The sequence below is a fragment of the Labilibaculum filiforme genome (assembly GCF_002843315.1).
Lineage (GTDB): Bacteria > Bacteroidota > Bacteroidia > Bacteroidales > Marinifilaceae > Labilibaculum > Labilibaculum filiforme.
The window spans coordinates 306,958-327,047 of sequence record NZ_MVDD01000004.1 but is presented as its reverse complement, the minus strand read 5'-3'; the positions used below and the strand labels follow the sequence as shown (position 1 = coordinate 327,047).

Here is a 20,090-nt window from a genome sequence, read left to right as displayed (position 1 = left end):
ATTTAAAATCATGCAAAATAAAGGAGCCGTTACTGAATTCATATTAGAACATTACAGACATTTTAATTCTGCAGCTTTGGTAGATGCGGCTGTTGCTTATGAAAAGCACTTAGCCGAAGGAAAGAAAATGATGATTACCCTTGCAGGTGCTATGAGTACTGCAGAATTGGGTAGATCTTTGGCAGAAATGATTCGTCAGGATAAGGTTCAGATTATCACTTGTACAGGAGCTAACCTGGAAGAAGATATCATGAATTTGGTTGCTCATTCACATTACAAAAGAGTGCCTCATTACCGAGACTTAACCCCAAAAGACGAATGGGCTCTATTGGAAAAAGGTTTAAATAGAGTAACAGATACCTGTATTCCGGAAGAAGAAGCTTTTAGAAGATTACAGAAACATGTTTACGATATTTGGAAAGATGCTGAAGATAAAGGGGAAAGATATTTTCCTCATGAATTTATGTATAAGCTGTTACTTTCTGGTGTTTTGGAGCAATATTATGAAATAGATCCTAAAAATAGCTGGATGTTGGCAGCGGCGAAGAAAAATTTACCAATTGTAGTTCCTGGATGGGAAGACTCTACTATGGGTAATATTTTTGCATCGTATTGTTTAAAAGGAGAGTTGAAAGCTTCAACCATGAAGTCGGGAATTGAATACATGACATGGTTGGCAGATTATTATACCAATAATGCAGGAGACCAAGGGATTGGATTTTTCCAAATTGGTGGTGGAATAGCAGGTGATTTCCCAATTTGTGTGGTGCCAATGTTGTATCAGGATATGGAAAGAACAAACACTCCATTTTGGAGCTATTTCTGCCAAATTTCCGATTCTACAACTAGTTACGGATCGTATTCGGGCGCTGTTCCAAACGAGAAAATTACTTGGGGTAAATTAGGTATTGATACACCTAAATTTATTATTGAATCGGATGCTACTATTGTAGCTCCATTAGTTTTCGCCTATTTATTAGGGTGGTAATTTAAAAGAAACCAAATATATTTCCATTTTTCGATAAACAAATTATTGTATGAAGAGCAGCAATAAACCAAGAGTAATCCAGAGCTATGAAAAGCTTAGTCAGGAGATACAAGAGCAAATAAAATTGTATTATTCAGAGGGTTATATGGATAATCTGATTGAATTCAGAAATCATAATAATGAATTAGTAAGTGCCTTGCCATTCGAGACTGAGGATAAAATTTACATGGTTCGCATGTCCGTTCGAAAAGCACAAGAGCTTATTGAAGAGGATGATGACTTTGATGATGATGGAAATCTGCTAGACAGTAAGAAGGAATCGTATGAAGATAAATATTCCGATTCCGATTCGGATTATTTGCTATCTGATGATGATGCCGAGGATGATATTATAGATGAAGTCGATTTGGAGGATGAATAAACGTTTAGCCGTTAATTCTTTCCAAATTTAAATAATTAAAGAAGGCGATAGAATCATTAAATTGATTTTATCGCCTTTTGAATTGAATGTATTCCTGAATTTTTTGGAGGAAAGAAATAGCAGAATTCTATAAGTTAAGGGACTATAGATAATCCTGCTACTTCAGTCAACCACTACGCACTAAATATTTTCTCTGTTCGAGAGAAAATCAACTAGTACTTTCTATTTGAATCACTAAATTATTCTTCGCTTAAGCTACGGTTGATTTAGCTTGAATTAAATTGTATTTACAACTGCACCTTTTTAATTGGAATAGGAAGAGAGTCGGGATCGGTTCTAGAGCAATATTTCTGTTGAGTTGTACGAGTATTTAAAATACAAAATTGCAGAGGCAATGTCCAGTAAAAACGGAACTTTTATCGCGAAGACTGCTGTGTTTAAGGAATACTAATCACTAAAGTTCTTTTGGTATTTAAAACAAAATGTAAATTGGATTCTTTATTTTTTGACATAAAAAAAAGGATTGTTTCCCGAAAGAAACAATCCTTTTGTGTAGTATTGGTACTTCTATTATATGAATAGATTAATATTTGATTTTTCTGCTTCTTCCAAATAAGTTGCAACCCCTCCGATTGTAACTCCTTCCAGTAGTTCATCCTTATCAACACCCATAACGTCCATAGACATTTGACAGGCAATCATTTCCACACCATTTTCCATAGCCGTTTTTAGTAAATCTTCCAAAGAATCCACTTTTTTCGACATCATTCTTTTTTTCATCATTTTTGAGCCTAAGCCCATCATGTTCATTTTAGATAGCTTCAAATCGTCAGCATCGCTTGCCATCATTTTCGCAAACATTTTACCCATTAAGTCTTTTTGAACTTTCGGTTTATTTGCCTTTTTAATAACGTTCAATCCCCAGAATGTGAAGAATAAAGTTACTTTGCTTCCTGTGGCAGCCGCTCCGTTAGCAATTACAAGTGATGCCAAAGCTCGATCTAATTCATCCGAAAAAACAACCATGGTTTTATTCTTTGCAACACCACCAATTAAAGTAGGACATTGTTCCTCTTTCTTCTGTTTTTCGATAAGAGCTGTAATAATTCCTTTGTCCGATTCAACAGAAATTAATTTGTTACCTGTCATGTTGCACCAAGAAGCAACGTCTTTCATAAATCCCTGATCGGTAACCTTTTGAAGAAGTCGATCACCATTTTCCAGTTTATCGATTTCTTTTTTAAGTTTGATGATTGGTCCAGGACATTGTAATCCACAAGCATCTACCTCAATAGTTTTAATATCAGATCTAATTTCTTTTTCGGGTGTGCTTGATTTTTTTCTGTAAATATGACTATCGTTAGCCACATAACTAGATTCGAAAATATCTTCGTTGCTTTGTTTGCAGGTGGCGTGTTCGTAAGTTTTGTACCCGCCACTTAAATTACAAACATCGGTAAAGCCTTTTTGCATTAATATTCTTGCAGCAAAATAGCCACGTAAACCAACTCCGCAATAAATAATTATTTTCTTATCTCTAGGAATTTCATCCAAGTGATTTCTAATTTCATCTAACTCTATATTTACAGCATCTTCAATTTGCCCTAATTCGAATTCTTCAGGAGTACGAACATCTAAAATAAAATTACTCGCAGCATGAGATTGAAGCAATTCATCCCAATGAATAATATTTACCAAACCTTCAATAATATTTCCTGCAGTAAATCCGGCTTGGTTTACAGGGTCTTTAGCTGAAGAGTAGGGAGGAGCATAAGCATGTTCAATTTCCTGTAAATCATATATTGTTCCTCCTTTTTGAAGTACAGTTGCAATTAAATCGATTCTTTTATCAACACCTAAATAGCCGATTATTTGTGCGCCATACAGTTTGCCGGTTTTTGGATCGAATGTAATTTTAATTGTTGTTGGCATTGCGCCAGGGTAGTATCCTGAATGTGATCCGCTATGGATAATATTGGATACGTATGAAATACCTTCTTTTTTAAGCACTTTTTCAGCCAATCCGGTTGATCCAATGGTAAGATCAAATACCTTGGCAATAGCAGTAGCAATTGCTCCTTTGTAGGTTTGTTTGTGGCCTAAAACCAAATTATTAGCTAAAATACGGGCTTGCTTATTCGCCGGACCAGCTAAATATGCATTCGTATATTTACCAGTGATAGGATGAGGAAAAGCCATTGCATCGCCTAATGCATAAATATTAGGATCGCTGGTTTGTAGGTATTCGTTCACCTTAATACCACCGTTTGGTGCCAATTCTATACCGGCATCTTTAATTAGTTTGGTTTCCGGTTTTACACCGATAGAAAGAATCACCATATCAGCATCTACCTTTCTACCCGATTGCAATTGAATTTCTAGGTGATCGGTCTCTCTTTTAAATTGACTAACTCCATCATTCAAATAAAATTCAACATTTTTCACTTTTAGATGTTGATGTACAACAGCAGCCATTTCGTAATCAAGAGGAGTCATTACTTGTTCTGCCATCTCAATAATGGTAACCATCATACCTAGGTGATGAAGGTTTTCAGCCATTTCTAAACCAATAAATCCTGCTCCAACAACAACTGCTTTTTTTGGCTTATTTTCGTTGATGTAAGTTTTTATTTTATCTGTATCGTGAACGTTACGAACCGTAAAAATTGCTTGGTCTTTAATACCGGGAATTGGTGGTTTTATAGGTTCAGCACCTGGCGAAACAATCAGTTTGTCGAAAGTTTCGGTGTAACTTGTATTGTTGATTAAGTCGTTGATTTCAACTAATTTGTTTTCGCGATCGATTCTAACTACTTCGTTTTTAATGCGAACATCAACATTAAGTCTTTTTTTAAAACTTTCAGGGGTTTGAAGTAATAAGTTCTCCCTTTCGGTAATAACATCTCCAACATAGTAAGGTAAACCACAATTTGCGTAAGAAATGTGCTCGCCTCTTTCGAACATGATTATCTCTGCAGATTCATCCATTCTGCGTAAACGAGCAGCTGTTGTTGCTCCTCCTGCTACGCCACCAACAATTAAGAATTTTGCCATTGTATATCGTTAAAAAGTTATCTTTATTACAATCTTTATATGTAGATATCCACATAATTACAGTGCAAATGTAATCTTTCAAAAAAACATTGCAATATTACCACGCTAAAATTTAGTATGTTGCTCAACATGTTAAATTTATAAAAAAGAGTTAAGTTATTGTATTATAGTGGTTGCAATGTTTTTTGGTTGGAGGTTGAAAGCTCTCAAATGAGAATATTCTTATAACCAATAATGCTTCAGGTTACATTAATAAAGACTTCAAAAGAAAAGTGATTTGCTTTGATTATAATGTAAAAGAATATTATTTTCTTTATAGAATAGAACGGGAATATGATAAAATGTGAGAATATTAACTTAAGTTTTCCTAAGCAAATTGTATGTGAAAATTTTAGTTTCGAAGTAGCAACAGGCGAGTCGGTTTGTATTAGCGGACCATCGGGTAAAGGAAAGTCAAGTTTGCTAAAAGTGCTAATGGGTTTTATGATACCACAATCCGGTAAAATTCAAGTAGATGGTTTAGATTTGAATAGTGATACCATTGCTACTATTCGGAACAAAATGATATGGTTGCCTCAAAATAGCAATTTACCAGTTGATTCGGCTGATGAACTAGTTGTTTTGTTGCAAATGAAGGAGGAGCAAATAAGAAAATTTAATCAATTTTTAGAGCAATTAGGAGTAAAGGAGTATGGAGGCGATAGGAGTTTTAATGAGATTAGTGGCGGACAGAAACAAAGAATTGTTTTAGCTGCATGTTTAAGTCTTGATAAACCAATTATTCTTTTAGATGAACCTGTTTCGGCATTGGATGATTATTCCATTGATTTGCTGTTTGCAACATTAGGTTCCTTGCCAAACAAAACCATAGTTTCTACCTCTCATAATAAGAAATGGCTTGACTTTTGCGACCGAACTATAGAACTATGAAAGAAATTGTTGACATAGGAATAGAGAGCTTGGCTTTGGGATTTTTGTTAATGATTATTCCAATAGTTGGTTTTATCTACTTTCAAGTAAAAATTGTTAAAGAAACGCTTATTGCTTTGTTTCGGATGGTGATACAACTTTCCTTGATAGCTTTTTATTTAGAATATATTTTTGAATGGAACAATGCCTGGGTAAATGTTGCTTGGGTTAGTGTAATGATATTGGTTGGAACTTTTACTACTATTAAGCGGGCAGGACTGACCTACCGTTTTTTCATTCTTCCCTTTGCTATTTCAGGTTTCATAAGTATCTTAATTTTAGATGCCTTCTTTCTTGGTTTTGTGATTCGTCTCGATTATGTTTTTGATGCTAGATATTTTATTCCGATATCAGGTATGGTTTTGGGAAATGCTCTCAACCACAATATTGTTGGTATCAGCAATTATTTTAATCGTTTATCGAAAGAACAAGAATTGTATTATTTTTTGCTGATAAATGGAAATAGTAGAAAGAATTCTCTAGCACCATTTATTCGATCGGCCATAAAAAGTGGTTTAAATCCGTTAATTGCAAGCATGTCGGTTATTGGTTTAATTTCCCTACCAGGAATGATGACAGGACAAATTTTAGGTGGAAGTTCGCCCGTGGTTGCGATTAAGTATCAGATATTAATTATGCTTGCGATATTTGTTGGTTGCTCCATTAATTTAATGCTTAGTATTCTTTTGGCAAATCGTTTTGCCTTCGATTCTTTTGGTCGAATTAAATCCAATTTATTTAAAAAATAAAACTTCTCACTATATCGAAGTTTTTGGTGTAGTATGCTGTTAGTCAATAGAAACGGATTTCGACGTGTTTTGATGCAACCGTTTTCGTTATTTGAAACAGTTCTAAACTCCATGCTTTTGGTTTTCTTTTATTGATTTTAAATCAAATATTGGTATTTTAGCAACAATTATTAGAAACAAAGGTCATTTTTGTTACAAATTATAAGCTGTAAGATGGAATTAGCTGCCATATATTATTTTGTGAATGCATATCTAGTTGGATATTTAAAGTTATTTGGTGGACTATAAAACCCACTCCCTTCCTCGATCCTTGTGATCAAATTTTCATTCTGTTTTTCAAATAATTGTAATTGATGTTTTAGTACATCAATAATTATATAATTAGGCACTTTATATTTTCGAAGTGTTGTAACTTATAGATTAACCAAAATAGTTAAACAAACATAACATGCAAAAATCTTTATTATTAGGCGTCGAAGCCATTGCTCAAGGAGCAATTGATGGTGGAATGTCTGGAGTTTATGCGTATCCGGGAACACCTTCTACTGAAATTACCGAGTACATTCAACATTCGAAACAAGCAAGAGAATTAAACATTCATAGCGATTGGGCTGCTAATGAAAAAACAGCCATGGAATCAGCTTTAGGAATGTCGTATGCAGGAAAAAGAGCAATGGTTTGTATGAAGCACGTTGGATTAAACGTTGCTGCCGATTGTTTTATGAATGCCGCTATTACAGGAGCAAATGGAGGAATGCTGATTGTAGTTGCCGATGATCCATCGATGCACTCTTCTCAAAATGAGCAGGATTCTCGAGTGTATGGTAAATTTGCAATGATGCCAATTTTAGAGCCTTCAAATCAGCAGGAAGCTTACGATATGTCTCGTTTTGGGTTCGAATTATCGGAAGCTTGTGAGATTCCGGTATTGATGAGAATTACGACTCGTTTGGCTCACTCGAGAGCGGGAATTGCTAGAGCCACTACGCTTACGGCTCAAAACAAATTAAAACTTCCCGAAGATAAATTGCAATTTGTATTACTTCCTGGTATCGCACGAAAGCGTTACAAAATGTTGTTAAGTAATCAGGAAAAATTCGAAGCAGCTTCGGAAGATTCCGCTTTTAATTCATATACCAAGGGTACCGATAAGTCGATGGGTATTATTGCTTGCGGATTAGGATATAATTATTTAATGGAAAACTATCCAAATGGAGATTGTCCTTATCCTGTAGTTAAAATCAGTCAGTACCCAATACCTCGTACCATGATTCATAAAATCACCAGCGAGTGCGATAAAGTGATGGTTTTAGAAGAAGGTTATCCGGTGATTGAAGAATTACTGAAGGGATACTTAGAAAAAGAATCGGTTGTAGGTCGTTTAGATGGTACTCTTTCGCGCGATGGTGAATTGACTCCTGATATGGTGGGAAGAGCGCTTGGATTTAAAATTGAAGAAAGTCTTGAAATACCAAGTATCGTTGCTGCTCGTCCGCCAGCATTGTGTGTTGGATGTAGTCATATAGATGTGTATAAAGCATTGAATGAAGTAATTGCAGAGTATGGTTCAGGTCGTGTATTTGCAGATATAGGATGTTACACTTTAGGTGCCTTGCCTCCATTTAATGCAATTAACTCTTGCGTAGATATGGGAGCATCAATTACCATGGCTAAAGGTGCGGCTGATGCCGGATTAATTCCTTCGGTAGCAGTTATTGGAGATTCAACTTTTACTCATTCGGGAATGACTGGTTTATTGGATGCGATTAATGAAAAGACGCCAATTACCGTAATTATTTCTGATAATGAATCCATTTCTATGACAGGTGGTCAAAAGTCATCGGCAAAAGGAAAATTGGAAGCAATTTGCGAAGGTTTAGGAGTAGAGAAGGAACATTTGCATGTTTTACTTCCTGTGCCTAAAAAACACGAAGAAATAAAAGATATTTTCCGTAAAGAGATTGAATATAAGGGTGTTTCTGTAATTATCCCTCGAAGAATATGTGTACAGAAAAATATTCGGGATCAAAAAATTAAGAAAGCAAGAGCTGCAGCTAAAGCTTAGCTAAATATTAATCTGGGAAAAGTAATTATAAAACCTTCATTTTTGAAGCTTTCTGCACATAGAAAGACGATTATTTGCTAAGTTTTATAGAACAAAAACTTAAAACAAAAATAGATGAAAACAGATATGGTTATTGCAGGTGTTGGTGGTCAAGGGATTTTATCCATTGCCGCTGCTTTGGGTTCTGCTGCTCTAGATAACGATTTGTACATGAAACAAGCTGAAACTCACGGTATGAGTCAGCGTGGTGGTGACGTTCAGTCGTTTATGAGAATTTCTGACAAGCCAATTTATTCCGATTTAATTCCTAAAGGCGGTGCTGATATTATTCTATCGGTAGAGCCAATGGAAGCATTACGTTACCTTCCTTATTTAAAAAAGGGTGGTTATGTAGTAACCAATTCAACTCCTTTTATTAATATTAATGATTATCCAGAGCAGGAAGAATTGGAAGCAACGATAAAAGCTTTGCCTAATTATGTGTTGATTGATGCAGACAGAATAGCCAAGGATGAAGTTGGTTCAGCTCGTGCGTTTAATTTCGTAATGTTAGGTGCTGCATCTCCATTTATCGATGTTCCATTTGAATATTTAGAGGAAGGAATTCGTAAAATATTTGGCAGAAAAGGCGAAGATGTGGTAGAAATGAATATTAAAGCTCTTCATGCCGGACGCAAGTTCTCGGAAGAAAATAGATAGTCAAAACTCAATTATTATAAGTCAAAATCCCCGTTTGGAATTTATTCCTAGCGGGGATTTTTTTATTCGTTTAAAAGGGTAAGATGATTGGATCAAAGTCTATGTTTAATTAGTGATGGCACTTATTCCTTGCACCTTTATACTTTGAGCTTAATTTATCCTTTATGGTCTAAAATTTCACTAATTGTTCGCAGACAAATTGCAATTTCTCTTTTAAAGGGATGATTGGGCATAATTCCACTTTCTGCATCCATTCCGTTTAAAATCCCCATCCAAATCGCACTTAAGCCAAAACCAACCAACACATCATTTTTGTAGTTTTCTACGAAAATCTGACGGTATTGCTCGGTAAAATTGTTAAAATTAACGGCTATTTGAAAAGCATAGGAAGCATCGGGATTTTCTCCGTTTTTCATATGGTAATCGATCACTTTTAGGAAGGATTCGGACAGTTTTGTAGCTTCAAATTCTATTTCATTTCTTTTATTTGGATGAATATCCATATCGTGTACTCCTTTAAGAATCAAATCATTGATATCTTCGGCATTTATTTTATTTTTTAATAATATAGGTTCCATGTTACTTGCTATTTTTGTAAGAACATCTAAATTACTCGAAAAATGTGAGATTGCATTGCTAAATGCTTTGATTATTTAGGAAAGGTGAGTAGTAATTACAGTTCCTAAAAAATGAAAATCATGGATGAATTAATTTGGATTTTAATAGGGATCATTTTTCAAAAGAGAGGTAAAAGGTTGATCCTTCTCCCTGTTTGCTTTCTACCCATATTTTACCATTGTTTAGTTCCATAAATTCTTCGCATAGAATTAAGCCTAATCCAGTTCCCGTTTCCTTATTAGTTCCTGGGGTAGATATATTTTCGTCAATTTTAAAAAGATGAGTAATTTGCTTTTCTGTCATACCTACTCCAGAATCGTTGATGGCAACAATAAAATTACCGTTTTTTTCTTCTGATGAAATGCTTATGCTTCCTTTTTCATGGGTGAATTTAATTGCATTATTTACTAAATTCATTAGCACAGTTTCAGTCGAATTCTTATCAAATGTAGCGATTGAATTTTGGGGAATAGAATTAATAATAGAAATGTTTTTAAGCTTTGCAGCAGCCTGAGTGAGTTGTATAATATTTGCGATTAGACTAGAAATGTCTTGTTCTTCTTTATGTATTTTGATACTTCCTTGTTGAATTCTCGACCAGGTTAATAGGTTCTCGAGTAAATTGAAGGTGTTCATGGAAGCATTATGCAAATCATTAATATACATTTTGCGTTCTTTTTCACCAATTTCCTCATAAGATTGGGATAGAAGTTCACATAAACCAACTAAAGCGCTAAAAGGAGATCTTAAGTCGTGTGCTATAATAGCAAAAAACTTATCTTTTGTACTGTTGGCAATTTCTAATTCCGATTTCTGATTTTCGATTATTTGATGGGATAGTTTCTTTAATCGAGCTCTATTCAGTAATATTAGTACCAGAACAATAACCAAAAGAAAAACAATAATTAAAAAGTTGCGAATTTGAGTTTGCTTCTCGGTGTTTAATTTATGCAGAGCAAGGTCTTTGCGAAGACTTTCGTTTTCATTTTCTTTCAGCTTTGTTTCGAATTTAGTTTCCAGTTCTGAAATTTGTTGCTGACGAGTTTCAGTAAAAGTTCTATCCTTCTCATTTAATTCTTTTTGTTTGTATTCTAATGCTTTTTCGAACTGTTTGGTTTTAGTGTAGTAGTAGCTATAATTACTATATAAATCTTTTTTATTGGTATTTATGTTGTATTGGTCTATGAGTTCATTGGCCTCATCTAAATGTAGTTTTGCTTTGCTAAAATTTTGGTTGGTAACCTGTACCTCTGCATCTATAATTAAACTAATAATTAGTTGAGTATAAATTTTATTAGCCCTATTTAAGTCTATTGCTTTTTGTAGGTAGGAGGAGGCCAATTCCATATTGTTTAATCGGTAGTTGGTTTGCCCTAAGTTCGTATAAAGAAGACCAACTTGAATTAAATTGTTTAGCTGTTTAAAGGCCAATAAAGCCCGATTGAAAAAGCCTAAAGCTTTTTCATCTTCCCCTTTACGAGTGTAGCATGCTCCCATATTGGTTAAGGCTGCTGCATAGGCAATGGTAGCGTCTAAAGAATCGGATTTGGCAATTACTTTTTCGAAGTATTTCATCGCATTATCGAACTCCTCGTTGTAAAGTAAAGTGGTGCCTATATTTAAGGATATGTTAATTAGTACTTTATCAATATTAAGACTATCTGCAAGTTGGTACGCTCGGGTAAAATTTTCCAGAGCATCGTTATATTTTGCCTGATTGAGATAGTTGGCAGCAATTGTATTAATGCATTGTAATTGTAGGCGAGCTTCTTTTGAGTCGATAGATCTTTGATATGCCTGTTTTAAAAAAAATAAAGAGCTATCGGATTGTCCGGTAGCATAATAATAGTATCCTTTAAAATATTGCGACGAAATACTTTCTTTGGTTAGCTTACTACTATCTGCAATTTGAAATGCTTTTTTATTGTAGATTATTGCTTGCTCAAGTTTTCCTGAGTGAATGGATGCATACGATAAAATATTAAGCGCATTTACTCGAATACTGTCTATATTATGCATTTTCGCTAATGAGTCTGCTTTTTGAGAGTAAGCTGCGACTTTAAGAATATCTTTATAATAGACTTCTTTTGCGAGTAGAAAGTAAATGTAGGCTTTGTCTTTTTCTTCAGATACTTTTAATACTTTTTCTAAGCTATCAATTTTACTCTGACTAAAACCAGATAAGGAATAACTAATAAGAAGGATAAACAAAAAGAGTTTTTTCATAGCTTAACTGTAAAAAAAGGAATTCAATATTTAAAGATCTAATTGTACGTCATTATTGGGAACTTGTTCACAAAAAGTAGAAAAAAAGGCTGTAAAAATCAGTGTTTCATAGTTATGATTGATAGTAGGTTGAAGGAAGGAGATATAAAAAATGAGTCCTCCTAATGATAATAGATGTTTTGAGTATAAAATAACCAATTTGATTATGAAAGTCAGCTGTACATGCTTTTTTTGAATCGTTAGCATTGTGAAATGCTATTACTGAAAAGGTTAGGGGAGGGAAAATGAATTTTGGCACTAATCATATCGAAAATAATCCCTAAAATATAACAGACTTATTGTAAATAAGTAGTTTTTGGTTGATTGGATACAACTACTTGTATATCTGGCTGAAAAAAAAGGAGCTCATTTATTGAGCTCCTCTGAGTTTATTTTATTTCTTTTTTAATTCGTAGATGTCTTTTCTGCGATCTCGCAAATTTCGAACACTTCCAAATTGGTTCAGTTCTCGAAGCAAGTCAATATCCACATCAGCAATAAGAATCATTTCGGTATTCGGGGTTGCTTCCGCTTTAATTCCATTGGCTGGAAAAGCAAAGTCGCAAGGTGTAAATACCATTGATTGAGCATATTGAACATCCATGTTGTGTACTTTAGGTAGGTTACCTACACTACCAGCAATTGCAACATAACACTCATTTTCGATAGCTCTGGCCTGAGCGCAGTTTCTAATTCGAGAATAACCGTTTTGTGTATCGGTTAAAAATGGAACAAATAGTATGTCCATACCTTCGTCGGCTAATAATCTACTCAACTCAGGAAATTCAACATCGTAACAAATTAGGATGCCGATTTTTCCACAATCGGTATCAAATACTTTTAATTCCGATCCATTTTGCATTCCCCAAACTTTTATCTCGTCGGGTGTTGTGTGTAGTTTTTCGTAACGTTCAACAGTACCATCTCGTCTACACAAGTAGCCAACATTATAAAGTCGATCATTTATAATTTCGGGCATACTACCAGAAATTATATTGATGTTATAAGAAATGGCAAGTTCCGAAAATTTTTGAACAATAGTTTCTGTGTGTTCTGCTAATTTCCGTATTGCTTCGGGCTCGGATAAATGGTTGTTTTCGGCCATTAATGGAGCATTAAAGAATTCAGGGAATAAGGCAAAATCGGAGCGATAACCAGAAACAGCATCTACAAAATATTCTGCTTGATGCATTAATTCATCTAAGGTTTTGTAGGAACGCATTTGCCATTGAATTAAACCAAGGCGTACAATTTTTTTGATGAGACTAGGCTTTTTATTCTTCTTCTCATAGTAAATGTTATCCCATTCAAGTAGTACCGCGTAATCATTAGAATCTTCATCACCTTCCAAATAGTTTTTCAGAATTTTAGATGGATGAAAATCATTCGAAACTTGGAAATTTAAAACCGGATCGTGAATCTCTTTTCGTCTTACTTTTGCAATGTATTCTTTAGGTGATAAGTGGTCGGAGTATTTATGATAGTTAGGTATTCGTCCGCCAAATGCGACTCCCTTTAAATTTAAACGTTCACTTAATTCTTTTCGATAATCGTACAAACGTCTTCCTAATCGTAAACCTCTAAATTCGGGTTTAATAAAAACATCAACTCCATACAAAACATCTCCATCCGGATTATGTGTTGAAAAAGTATAATCGCCAGTTATATCTTTGTACGTGTGCTTGTCATCAAATTCGCTATACTCAACAATAATTGATAAAGCACATCCTGCAATATGATTATTTACCTTAATAACCACCTGGCCATCAGGAAAATTATCGATCAAAGTTTTAATTTGATGTTCTCTCCAATATGAATTGGGCATACTTGTGTATGACTCAATCATTGCTTTCTTAAGTTCTTGATAATCATCTAAACTCAAAAAAGATAATTCAATGTTTTCTATTTCTTGCATGTTAATAATAGTAGCAGAATAGGTTGTGCAACAGTGCACAAATCGTTCTGTTTTTGAAAGAATAAATATAATAAAATTGGTAATATTTTGAGTAGTAGTAAAAAAATAATAAAAATACGATTTTAAGTAGCCGTGTTAAGAGTAACTAATCTTAAATTTATGTTTTCTAGCGAAGGGGAATTGCGGGTTTCTTGCTTCTTACATGATTACAGGAGGTTTTAAAAGTTTTAAAAAAAACTGCTAGGACATAAAGAATAATGTTGCCATAATGAAATGATTTAATCAAGTTTATTGAAAAAACTCACACCATTAACTTAGAAAATACATCGATAATTTTGTAAATTTATTCTTGCGGTTTCTTTTCAACCAATTAATTATCAGCTATATGAAACATCCATGGCAAAGTAATTTTGACACACAGGGAGATGATTATTCCAGCATGGTAAGTTCCATATGGCAACTAAAAAACAAATTATAATCATATGAAACGTCCATGTATAAAGCTTTCTACACACAGGGAGATGATTATTCCAGCATGGTAAGTTCCATATGGCAACTAAAAAACAAATTATAATCATATGAAAACAATAAAGTGTTTATTTGTTTTTATTCTCATCCTGATGTTAGGATGTGTAAATAATAAACCACAATCCCAAGAGGAAAAAAAATCGTTGCCTAGCTATAATGGCGAAATTAGAATAAAAGGAGCTTATGCATTATTGCCCCTTGTTCAGCAATGGATTACGGAGTATCAAAAACTTCATCCTGAAGTGGTATTTAATTTATCTCCCTTAGGAAGTGGCGAGGTACTTCCCGAAATTTTTTCGGATACTAACGATATGGTAATGATTTCGTCCGAATTGCCAGATAAATTGGAAGCAACAGCATGGGTATTTCCTGTAGCCAAGCTTTCTGTTGTTTTAATTGTCAATAAAAATAATCCGTACTGGCCTCAAATCCATAAAAATGGAATAAAAAAGGACGATTTGGCGAAATTGTTCACTGGCGAAATAGCTACGTGGGGCGATTTATTTGGCGAAGCGGGGAAAAATCCTGTATCGGTTTACCTTCGTTCCGATCAGGCGGGAGCTACCGATGTATTATCTAAATATTTATGGCTTGAAAATCAGGAGTTGAAAGGAATTGGTATTGTAGGGGAACATTTATTAATGGAAACCATTAAGAGTGATCCGCTTGCAATTGCTTACTGCAATTTTATTTACTCTTTCGATTCAAAAACAAAAACATTTATCGATCCCGTAAGTATTATTCCGTTAGATTTAAATCAGAATGGACAGCTCGATCTAAAGGAAAATTTTTATGAATCTTTTGAAAGATTGCAACGAGCAATGTGGTTAGGGAAATATCCGTGTACATTAAATAGACCGTTACGATTTGTTGCATCGGAAAAACCTGCCACAAACGAATTACACGATTTTTTAAAATGGATTATACTCGACGGGCAAAAATTAGTGCCTGAAATGGGATATATGGAACTTCATTCGAGCGAGGTTCAATGCTGTTTATCACACATCGGAAAATAAATAAATTTTGCCTTTCGATTGCTTATTTGTAAAGTAAGTCTAGTCTATAAAAAAACTCCTTTGAAAGTATCAAAGGAGCAATTCAGGATTAATTATGTTTTTACTCTTTAATGCGTACATAAATGTGTTTAATATTTCGTTTGCCACTATCGCGTTGGTCAATTTCGAAATATTGTTGCATCGATTTAATTAGAGGAGTTAATTTCGAAAAGCCGTAGTTTCGAGGATCAAAATCGGGTTTCTTTTTATTGATTAACGAACCAAGTTCTGCCAGAAAAGCCCATCCATCGTCGTCGGCAATATCTTCAATCGAATTTTTTAGTAGGTTCACAAATTGCTTGTCAATTTTGTCGTATTTTGGTGTTTCAGAAGCACTTGTTGTAGTATTTGTGGCTGCTTCTTTCTTCTTTTCTCGAAGTTTTTTGCCACTAATAATTTCGATATAAATAAATTTATCGCAAGCCACAATAAAGGGGTTAGGTGTTTTCTTTTCTCCAATGCCAATTACAAGCATTCTAGATTCTCTAAGTCGTGTTGCCAAACGAGTAAAATCACTATCGCTGGATACCAAACAAAAACCATCCACTTTACCATCGTGCAGAATGTCCATGGCGTCGATAATCATGGCCGAATCGGTAGCATTTTTTCCCGTGGTGTAGGAGTATTGCTGAATGGGAGTAATAGCGTGTTCGAGTAAGGCAGGTTTCCACCCAGCAACAGTAGGTTTGGTCCAGTCGCCATAAATGCGTTTAATGCTTGGAGTACCTAGTTTGGCAATTTCATCGAGCATTCCTTTAATGTTCGCATATGGGATATTATCTGCATCAATCAGAACCGCAAGGTTCAAGTCATTATTTTCGTTCATAATTTTTTGTAATTATTAATAGGACTAAGGTAAGAATTTGGTTTGGAAATTAGCTCCTTTTAGCGAAAAGAGTATTATGTTGTGTGTTTCGAAAGGGAAACATTACTTTTAATTCATCTCAAATATAGAAGGAATCTAATAAAACTTATATCTTCGGAATAGCTTAGTAGCTGAACTGAAAATTGTGTTTTTTGTGAACAAAATACGGCACAAAACTGTTTAGGGATTATACATTGATAACAACTAATAAAATCTTTTTTGCAATGAAGAAACTCCTTATATTTCTCCTGATTTTAATCAATATTGAGGCCTACTCGCAAGTAAGAACCGAAATTACCGGATACGTAAAAGATAAAATCGATCTGCCTTTAATTGGAGCTTCGGTATATTTGGAGAATACCACCAATGGAGCTACTTCCGATACCAACGGGTACTATAAAATCGAGAATGTAAAACCGGGTACTTATAATTTGGTGGTAAGCTATTTGGGTTTCGATGGACAAACCCGTTACAATATTGAAATTAAATCGGTCGGAAATCAGCTGTATAACTTTACACTTTTAGAACAAACACAAAACCTTTCCGAGGTAATCGTATCCAATAAAAATAAAGTAACTCGCCCGCGCGAAACGCCACTTTCCACACAAACACTTAGTGCAGTCGAAATTGCAACTTATCCCGGTGGGAATAACGATGTAGTTCGTGTTGCTCAGTCATTACCAGGTATTTCGCCTTCGCCCGGTGGTTTTCGTAACGATTTAATTATTCGCGGAGGTGCACCCAACGAATCGGTTTACTATTTGGATGGTGTAGAGATACCCAACATCAATCACTTTAGCACGCAAGGTAGTTCGGGTGGTCCGGTTGGCATTTTAAATGTTTCCTTTATTGATGATGTAAGTTTGGCCACCTCTGCTTTTGGCAGTCAGTACGATAATCCTCTTTCGGGCGTACTGCAATTTTCGCAACGCGAGGGAAACAACCGAAAACACAACACCAACTTTCGATTAAGTGCCAGCGAGGCAGCTTTAACGCACGAAGGTCCTCTATTGAAAGGAAAAAATAAGGAGAGTAAAACCAGTTACATTATTTCGGCAAGACGATCGTATCTGCAATTTCTATTTAAAATGATTGGCTTGCCCATTCGTCCCGATTATTGGGATTATCAGTACAAAATCACACATAAAATAGATAAATACAATACCTTACACCTTATCGGATTAGGTTCTATCGACGAATTTGCCATTGATGCTTCCGGGACTATTGATGAGGATCAACAATCGACTTTAGATCAGACTCCTTTTATTGAACAACGCACCAATACCATCGGTTTGAGTTGGAAAAATCGGTTTAAAAACGGCAAAGGTTTCATGCAAACCACCATCAGTAATAATTTGTTAGATAATGATTTTTCGAGGTACGCAGACAATGAAAATCAGACTGGATTGTACTTTAAAAATGATGCTCGCGAAATGGAAACTAAATTGCGATATAGTTTGACTTATTATGCCAAAGATTGGAGACTATCGGGTGGTTTTAACGCACAACGAAGCGATTATGAAAATAAAACCATAGATAGTAACGAAGGATTTCAATACAATACGAAAATCGATTTTATGAAGTACGGGATGTTCGCAAATGCTACTAAATCTTTTTTCGATCAGAAACTCGATTTCTCTTTTGGTTTTAGAACCGATGGCGATAGTTTTACTCAAGGCAATGATTTGTTTTCTACTTTTTCGCCACGATTGGCTTTGTCTTACGAATTTGCCGACGATTGGAAGGTGAAAGCAAGTGTTGGGCGTTACTTTAAGCTACCGCCCTATACTATTTTAGGATTTCAGCAAAACAATTTGTTTGTAAATAAGAAGCTTGATTATACGCAAAGTGATCATTATGTATTGGGTATCGAGCGAATTCTTGGTCCTTCGTCGAACCTAAGTGTTGAGGGATTTTACAAGCGATACAAAGATTATCCTGTTTCGGTTCAGGATCAGGTTTCCTTGGCCAATAAAGGAGCCGATTTTAATATCTTGGGGAACGAAGAAGTGAAATCGGTAGGATACGGACGAGCTTATGGTGTGGAATTTTTGTTTCAGCAGAAGTTGAGTCATCGTTTCTACGGAATTTTCTCTTATACCTTTTTCTATAGCGAATTTACTGGCTTCGATAAAAACAAATATTTACCATCGGTATGGGACAGTCGTCATCTGGTTTCCTTAACCGGAGGATACAAACTCAATAAAAATTGGGAGTTAAGCGCTCGTTATCGATTTGCCGGAGAAACTCCATATGTTCCCGTAAATATCGAGGCAACTACGTCCCGTTATCCGGATATTGTGTTGGATTACAATCGACTAGGAGCCGAAAAAATGGGTGTTTTTAGTCAGTTAGACGTTCGAATTGACAAGAAGTGGAATTTTAAAAAGCTTTCGCTCGATCTGTTTTTCGAAATTCAAAACATCCTAATGCGTAATTCACCCGAGTCACCCGAATACGTGCTTCAGCGAGATGATATGGGCAACACAGCAGATCCTCGCAATTTGATTCAGTTAGAAGAGGAGGATGGAAAAGCGATTCCAACTATTGGTATTGTAATTGATTTTTAAACTCCAATTAATGACTCTTAAAGTTTAGGATGATATTGGAAAGTATGCGTAACTTGATAAAACAGACAAGAGGTCCATTCCTTACAAATCGTTAAATAAAAACTAAAATGTCGAAGCTAATTCATATCGTATATATAAGTATTTCCCATCGAGATTTATCCGAGAAAGAACTATCCGATTTTTTGCGTGAAATTCGTGCTAAGAATAAAAAGTTAAACATTACGGGCTTACTACTTTATAAGGATGGCAGTTTTATTCAGGTTATTGAAGGAGAAGAGGAGACCCTACAAACGCTTTTTAAACAGGTTAAAAACGATTCTCGTCATACCAATATTATTGAACTGCTTACAGAACCAATTACCGAGCGATCGTTTCCCGATTGGTCGATGGGTTTTAGAGTTGTGGAGACAAAAGATTTGGAAAAAATTCGTGGATTTTCGGCACTAATGAACGAAGAACACGATTCGGAAGTATTGCCAGGAATTGCCGATCAGGTACTAATGCTTTTGAATAGTTTTCGCCACTATACATAAATTGAAATAGTTGTTTTTTTATTTCATTCCGGTATCGATTAATTTTTGTTTCCACTACTTGAAGTGTTTTGTAACTTCAAAAAAAAAAATAACTTTGAGCATATATAAATGGTTCAAGTATTGTTTTTATCTCCATATAAAACAATAATAATAAAGATGTTTACCAATTGTGCTAGTGCCAAAACTCAACCATCGTTAAATGACAAAATCATCAAGTATACGTCTTACAAAATCCAATTTTCGAAAAATGTTCGATTCGTATTTTAAGGCATTGGTTGGCTTTGCAAATGGTTTTGTTGCTGATCTTAGTTTAAGTGAAGATTTGGTACAGGAGGTATTTGTTAGCCTCTGGGAAAAGCAAGATGAATATCAAAACGAGATTGCTTTAAAAGTGTATTTGTATCGTGCGGTTCGAAACAGATGTTTGAATACAATTAAGCACGAGCAGGTAAAAGCCAAATACCTTGAAGAAACACTTCCTAAATTGGAGTCGGAGGAGTTTTTTCTCGATCAGGTTTTGTCCGAAGAGGTATCTCGACTCTTGTATAAGTTCATAGCAGAATTACCTGTGCAAAGGCAACAAATTATTCGGTATAGTTTGTTGGGCTTAAAAAATCAGGAAATAGCCGATATTATGGGCTTAAAAATGAATACCATAAAATCGCATAAGTTAAATGCTTATAGGGATTTACGCGAGAAGCTGGGTAAGCATGTCTATCTTATTGCTATTCTTCTCGACCTAAATGCTTAAAAGAACTATTCGCATTTCTACACATCCTTTTAACAAGGATTAAAT

15 protein-coding genes are annotated in these 20,090 nt (G+C 34.9%); 10 read left to right on the top strand and 5 right to left on the bottom strand.

All coding sequences use genetic code 11. The annotated features are described in order from the left end of the window. Window positions 1-10 precede the first annotated feature (10 nt). The gene (locus BZG02_RS08070) at window positions 11-988 is read left to right on the top strand and encodes a deoxyhypusine synthase family protein (protein WP_101260905.1); all 978 of its coding nucleotides are present in this window, start codon (window positions 11-13) and stop codon (window positions 986-988) included. A 49-nt stretch (window positions 989-1,037) separates the two neighbouring features. Next, window positions 1,038-1,409: a hypothetical protein gene (locus tag BZG02_RS08065; RefSeq protein WP_101260904.1), complete on the top strand. Its 372-nt coding sequence runs from the start codon at window positions 1,038-1,040 to the stop codon at window positions 1,407-1,409. Window positions 1,410-1,979: 570 nt separating this feature from the next. On the opposite strand, the gene BZG02_RS08060 is transcribed toward BZG02_RS08065, so the two are convergent. After that, the gene (locus BZG02_RS08060) at window positions 1,980-4,463 is read right to left on the bottom strand and encodes a CoA-disulfide reductase (RefSeq protein ID WP_101260903.1); all 2,484 of its coding nucleotides are present in this window, start codon (window positions 4,461-4,463) and stop codon (window positions 1,980-1,982) included. A gap of 333 nt (window positions 4,464-4,796) precedes the next feature. On the opposite strand from BZG02_RS08060, the gene BZG02_RS08055 reads away from it, so the two are divergent. The 4 genes from BZG02_RS08055 (at window position 4,797) to BZG02_RS08040 (ending at window position 8,945) form a co-directional block, all read left to right on the top strand. Then, entirely contained in the window at window positions 4,797-5,393 is a 597-nt protein-coding gene (locus BZG02_RS08055; protein WP_101260902.1) for an ABC transporter ATP-binding protein, read from the top strand. Next, window positions 5,390-6,181, top strand: coding sequence for an ABC transporter permease (locus BZG02_RS08050; protein ID WP_101260901.1), 792 nt, complete (start codon window positions 5,390-5,392; stop codon window positions 6,179-6,181). Before BZG02_RS08055 ends, BZG02_RS08050 begins: the two co-directional genes overlap by 4 nt. Before the next feature lie 448 nt (window positions 6,182-6,629). After that, window positions 6,630-8,246, top strand: coding sequence for a thiamine pyrophosphate-dependent enzyme (locus tag BZG02_RS08045; RefSeq protein ID WP_101260900.1), 1,617 nt, complete (start codon window positions 6,630-6,632; stop codon window positions 8,244-8,246). 114 nt (window positions 8,247-8,360) lie between these two features. Further along, window positions 8,361-8,945: an indolepyruvate oxidoreductase subunit beta gene (locus BZG02_RS08040; RefSeq protein WP_101260899.1), complete on the top strand. Its 585-nt coding sequence runs from the start codon at window positions 8,361-8,363 to the stop codon at window positions 8,943-8,945. A gap of 155 nt (window positions 8,946-9,100) precedes the next feature. Here the strand turns inward: BZG02_RS08040 and BZG02_RS08035 are convergent, their stop codons facing one another. The 3 genes from BZG02_RS08035 to BZG02_RS08025 form a co-directional block, all read right to left on the bottom strand. Next, window positions 9,101-9,523 carry a hypothetical protein gene (locus BZG02_RS08035; RefSeq protein ID WP_101260898.1) on the bottom strand — a complete coding sequence of 141 codons (423 nt, stop codon included), beginning with the start codon at window positions 9,521-9,523 and terminating at the stop codon, window positions 9,101-9,103. A 151-nt stretch (window positions 9,524-9,674) separates the two neighbouring features. Further along, a complete protein-coding gene (locus tag BZG02_RS08030; protein ID WP_101260897.1) occupies window positions 9,675-11,789 on the bottom strand; it encodes a tetratricopeptide repeat-containing sensor histidine kinase in 2,115 nt (704 codons plus the stop codon). A 433-nt stretch (window positions 11,790-12,222) separates the two neighbouring features. Continuing rightward, window positions 12,223-13,743 (bottom strand): carbon-nitrogen hydrolase family protein, encoded by a 1,521-nt coding sequence (locus tag BZG02_RS08025; RefSeq protein ID WP_101260896.1) that lies wholly within the window; start codon window positions 13,741-13,743, stop codon window positions 12,223-12,225. A gap of 578 nt (window positions 13,744-14,321) precedes the next feature. On the opposite strand from BZG02_RS08025, the gene BZG02_RS08020 reads away from it, so the two are divergent. Next, window positions 14,322-15,287 carry a PstS family phosphate ABC transporter substrate-binding protein gene (locus tag BZG02_RS08020; RefSeq protein WP_101260895.1) on the top strand — a complete coding sequence of 322 codons (966 nt, stop codon included), beginning with the start codon at window positions 14,322-14,324 and terminating at the stop codon, window positions 15,285-15,287. Between the two features lie 100 nt (window positions 15,288-15,387). Here the strand turns inward: BZG02_RS08020 and BZG02_RS08015 are convergent, their stop codons facing one another. After that, window positions 15,388-16,152 (bottom strand): NYN domain-containing protein, encoded by a 765-nt coding sequence (locus tag BZG02_RS08015; protein WP_101260894.1) that lies wholly within the window; start codon window positions 16,150-16,152, stop codon window positions 15,388-15,390. A 263-nt stretch (window positions 16,153-16,415) separates the two neighbouring features. Here BZG02_RS08015 and BZG02_RS08010 point away from each other — a divergent pair, with 263 nt between their 5' ends. The 3 genes from BZG02_RS08010 (at window position 16,416) to BZG02_RS08000 (ending at window position 20,045) form a co-directional block, all read left to right on the top strand. Continuing rightward, window positions 16,416-18,761 (top strand): TonB-dependent receptor, encoded by a 2,346-nt coding sequence (locus BZG02_RS08010; protein WP_101260893.1) that lies wholly within the window; start codon window positions 16,416-16,418, stop codon window positions 18,759-18,761. Window positions 18,762-18,868: 107 nt separating this feature from the next. Then, window positions 18,869-19,294: a BLUF domain-containing protein gene (locus tag BZG02_RS08005; RefSeq protein ID WP_101260892.1), complete on the top strand. Its 426-nt coding sequence runs from the start codon at window positions 18,869-18,871 to the stop codon at window positions 19,292-19,294. 199 nt (window positions 19,295-19,493) lie between these two features. After that, complete coding sequence (locus BZG02_RS08000; RefSeq protein WP_101260891.1) at window positions 19,494-20,045, top strand: RNA polymerase sigma-70 factor; 552 nt, start codon at window positions 19,494-19,496, stop codon at window positions 20,043-20,045. The last annotated feature ends 45 nt before the right edge of the window (window positions 20,046-20,090 follow it).

Coding starts and splice junctions, on each gene's coding strand:
- BZG02_RS08020 (WP_101260895.1), top strand. CDS start 14,322: ATGAAAACAATAAAGTGTTTATTTGTTTTTATTCTCATCCTGATGTTA.
- BZG02_RS08065 (WP_101260904.1), top strand. CDS start 1,038: ATGAAGAGCAGCAATAAACCAAGAGTAATCCAGAGCTATGAAAAGCTT.
- BZG02_RS08040 (WP_101260899.1), top strand. CDS start 8,361: ATGAAAACAGATATGGTTATTGCAGGTGTTGGTGGTCAAGGGATTTTA.
- BZG02_RS08055 (WP_101260902.1), top strand. CDS start 4,797: ATGATAAAATGTGAGAATATTAACTTAAGTTTTCCTAAGCAAATTGTA.
- BZG02_RS08010 (WP_101260893.1), top strand. CDS start 16,416: ATGAAGAAACTCCTTATATTTCTCCTGATTTTAATCAATATTGAGGCC.
- BZG02_RS08035 (WP_101260898.1), bottom strand. CDS start 9,523: ATGGAACCTATATTATTAAAAAATAAAATAAATGCCGAAGATATCAAT.
- BZG02_RS08045 (WP_101260900.1), top strand. CDS start 6,630: ATGCAAAAATCTTTATTATTAGGCGTCGAAGCCATTGCTCAAGGAGCA.
- BZG02_RS08000 (WP_101260891.1), top strand. CDS start 19,494: ATGACAAAATCATCAAGTATACGTCTTACAAAATCCAATTTTCGAAAA.
- BZG02_RS08050 (WP_101260901.1), top strand. CDS start 5,390: ATGAAAGAAATTGTTGACATAGGAATAGAGAGCTTGGCTTTGGGATTT.
- BZG02_RS08015 (WP_101260894.1), bottom strand. CDS start 16,152: ATGAACGAAAATAATGACTTGAACCTTGCGGTTCTGATTGATGCAGAT.
- BZG02_RS08030 (WP_101260897.1), bottom strand. CDS start 11,789: ATGAAAAAACTCTTTTTGTTTATCCTTCTTATTAGTTATTCCTTATCT.
- BZG02_RS08060 (WP_101260903.1), bottom strand. CDS start 4,463: ATGGCAAAATTCTTAATTGTTGGTGGCGTAGCAGGAGGAGCAACAACA.
- BZG02_RS08025 (WP_101260896.1), bottom strand. CDS start 13,743: ATGCAAGAAATAGAAAACATTGAATTATCTTTTTTGAGTTTAGATGAT.
- BZG02_RS08005 (WP_101260892.1), top strand. CDS start 18,869: ATGTCGAAGCTAATTCATATCGTATATATAAGTATTTCCCATCGAGAT.
- BZG02_RS08070 (WP_101260905.1), top strand. CDS start 11: ATGCAAAATAAAGGAGCCGTTACTGAATTCATATTAGAACATTACAGA.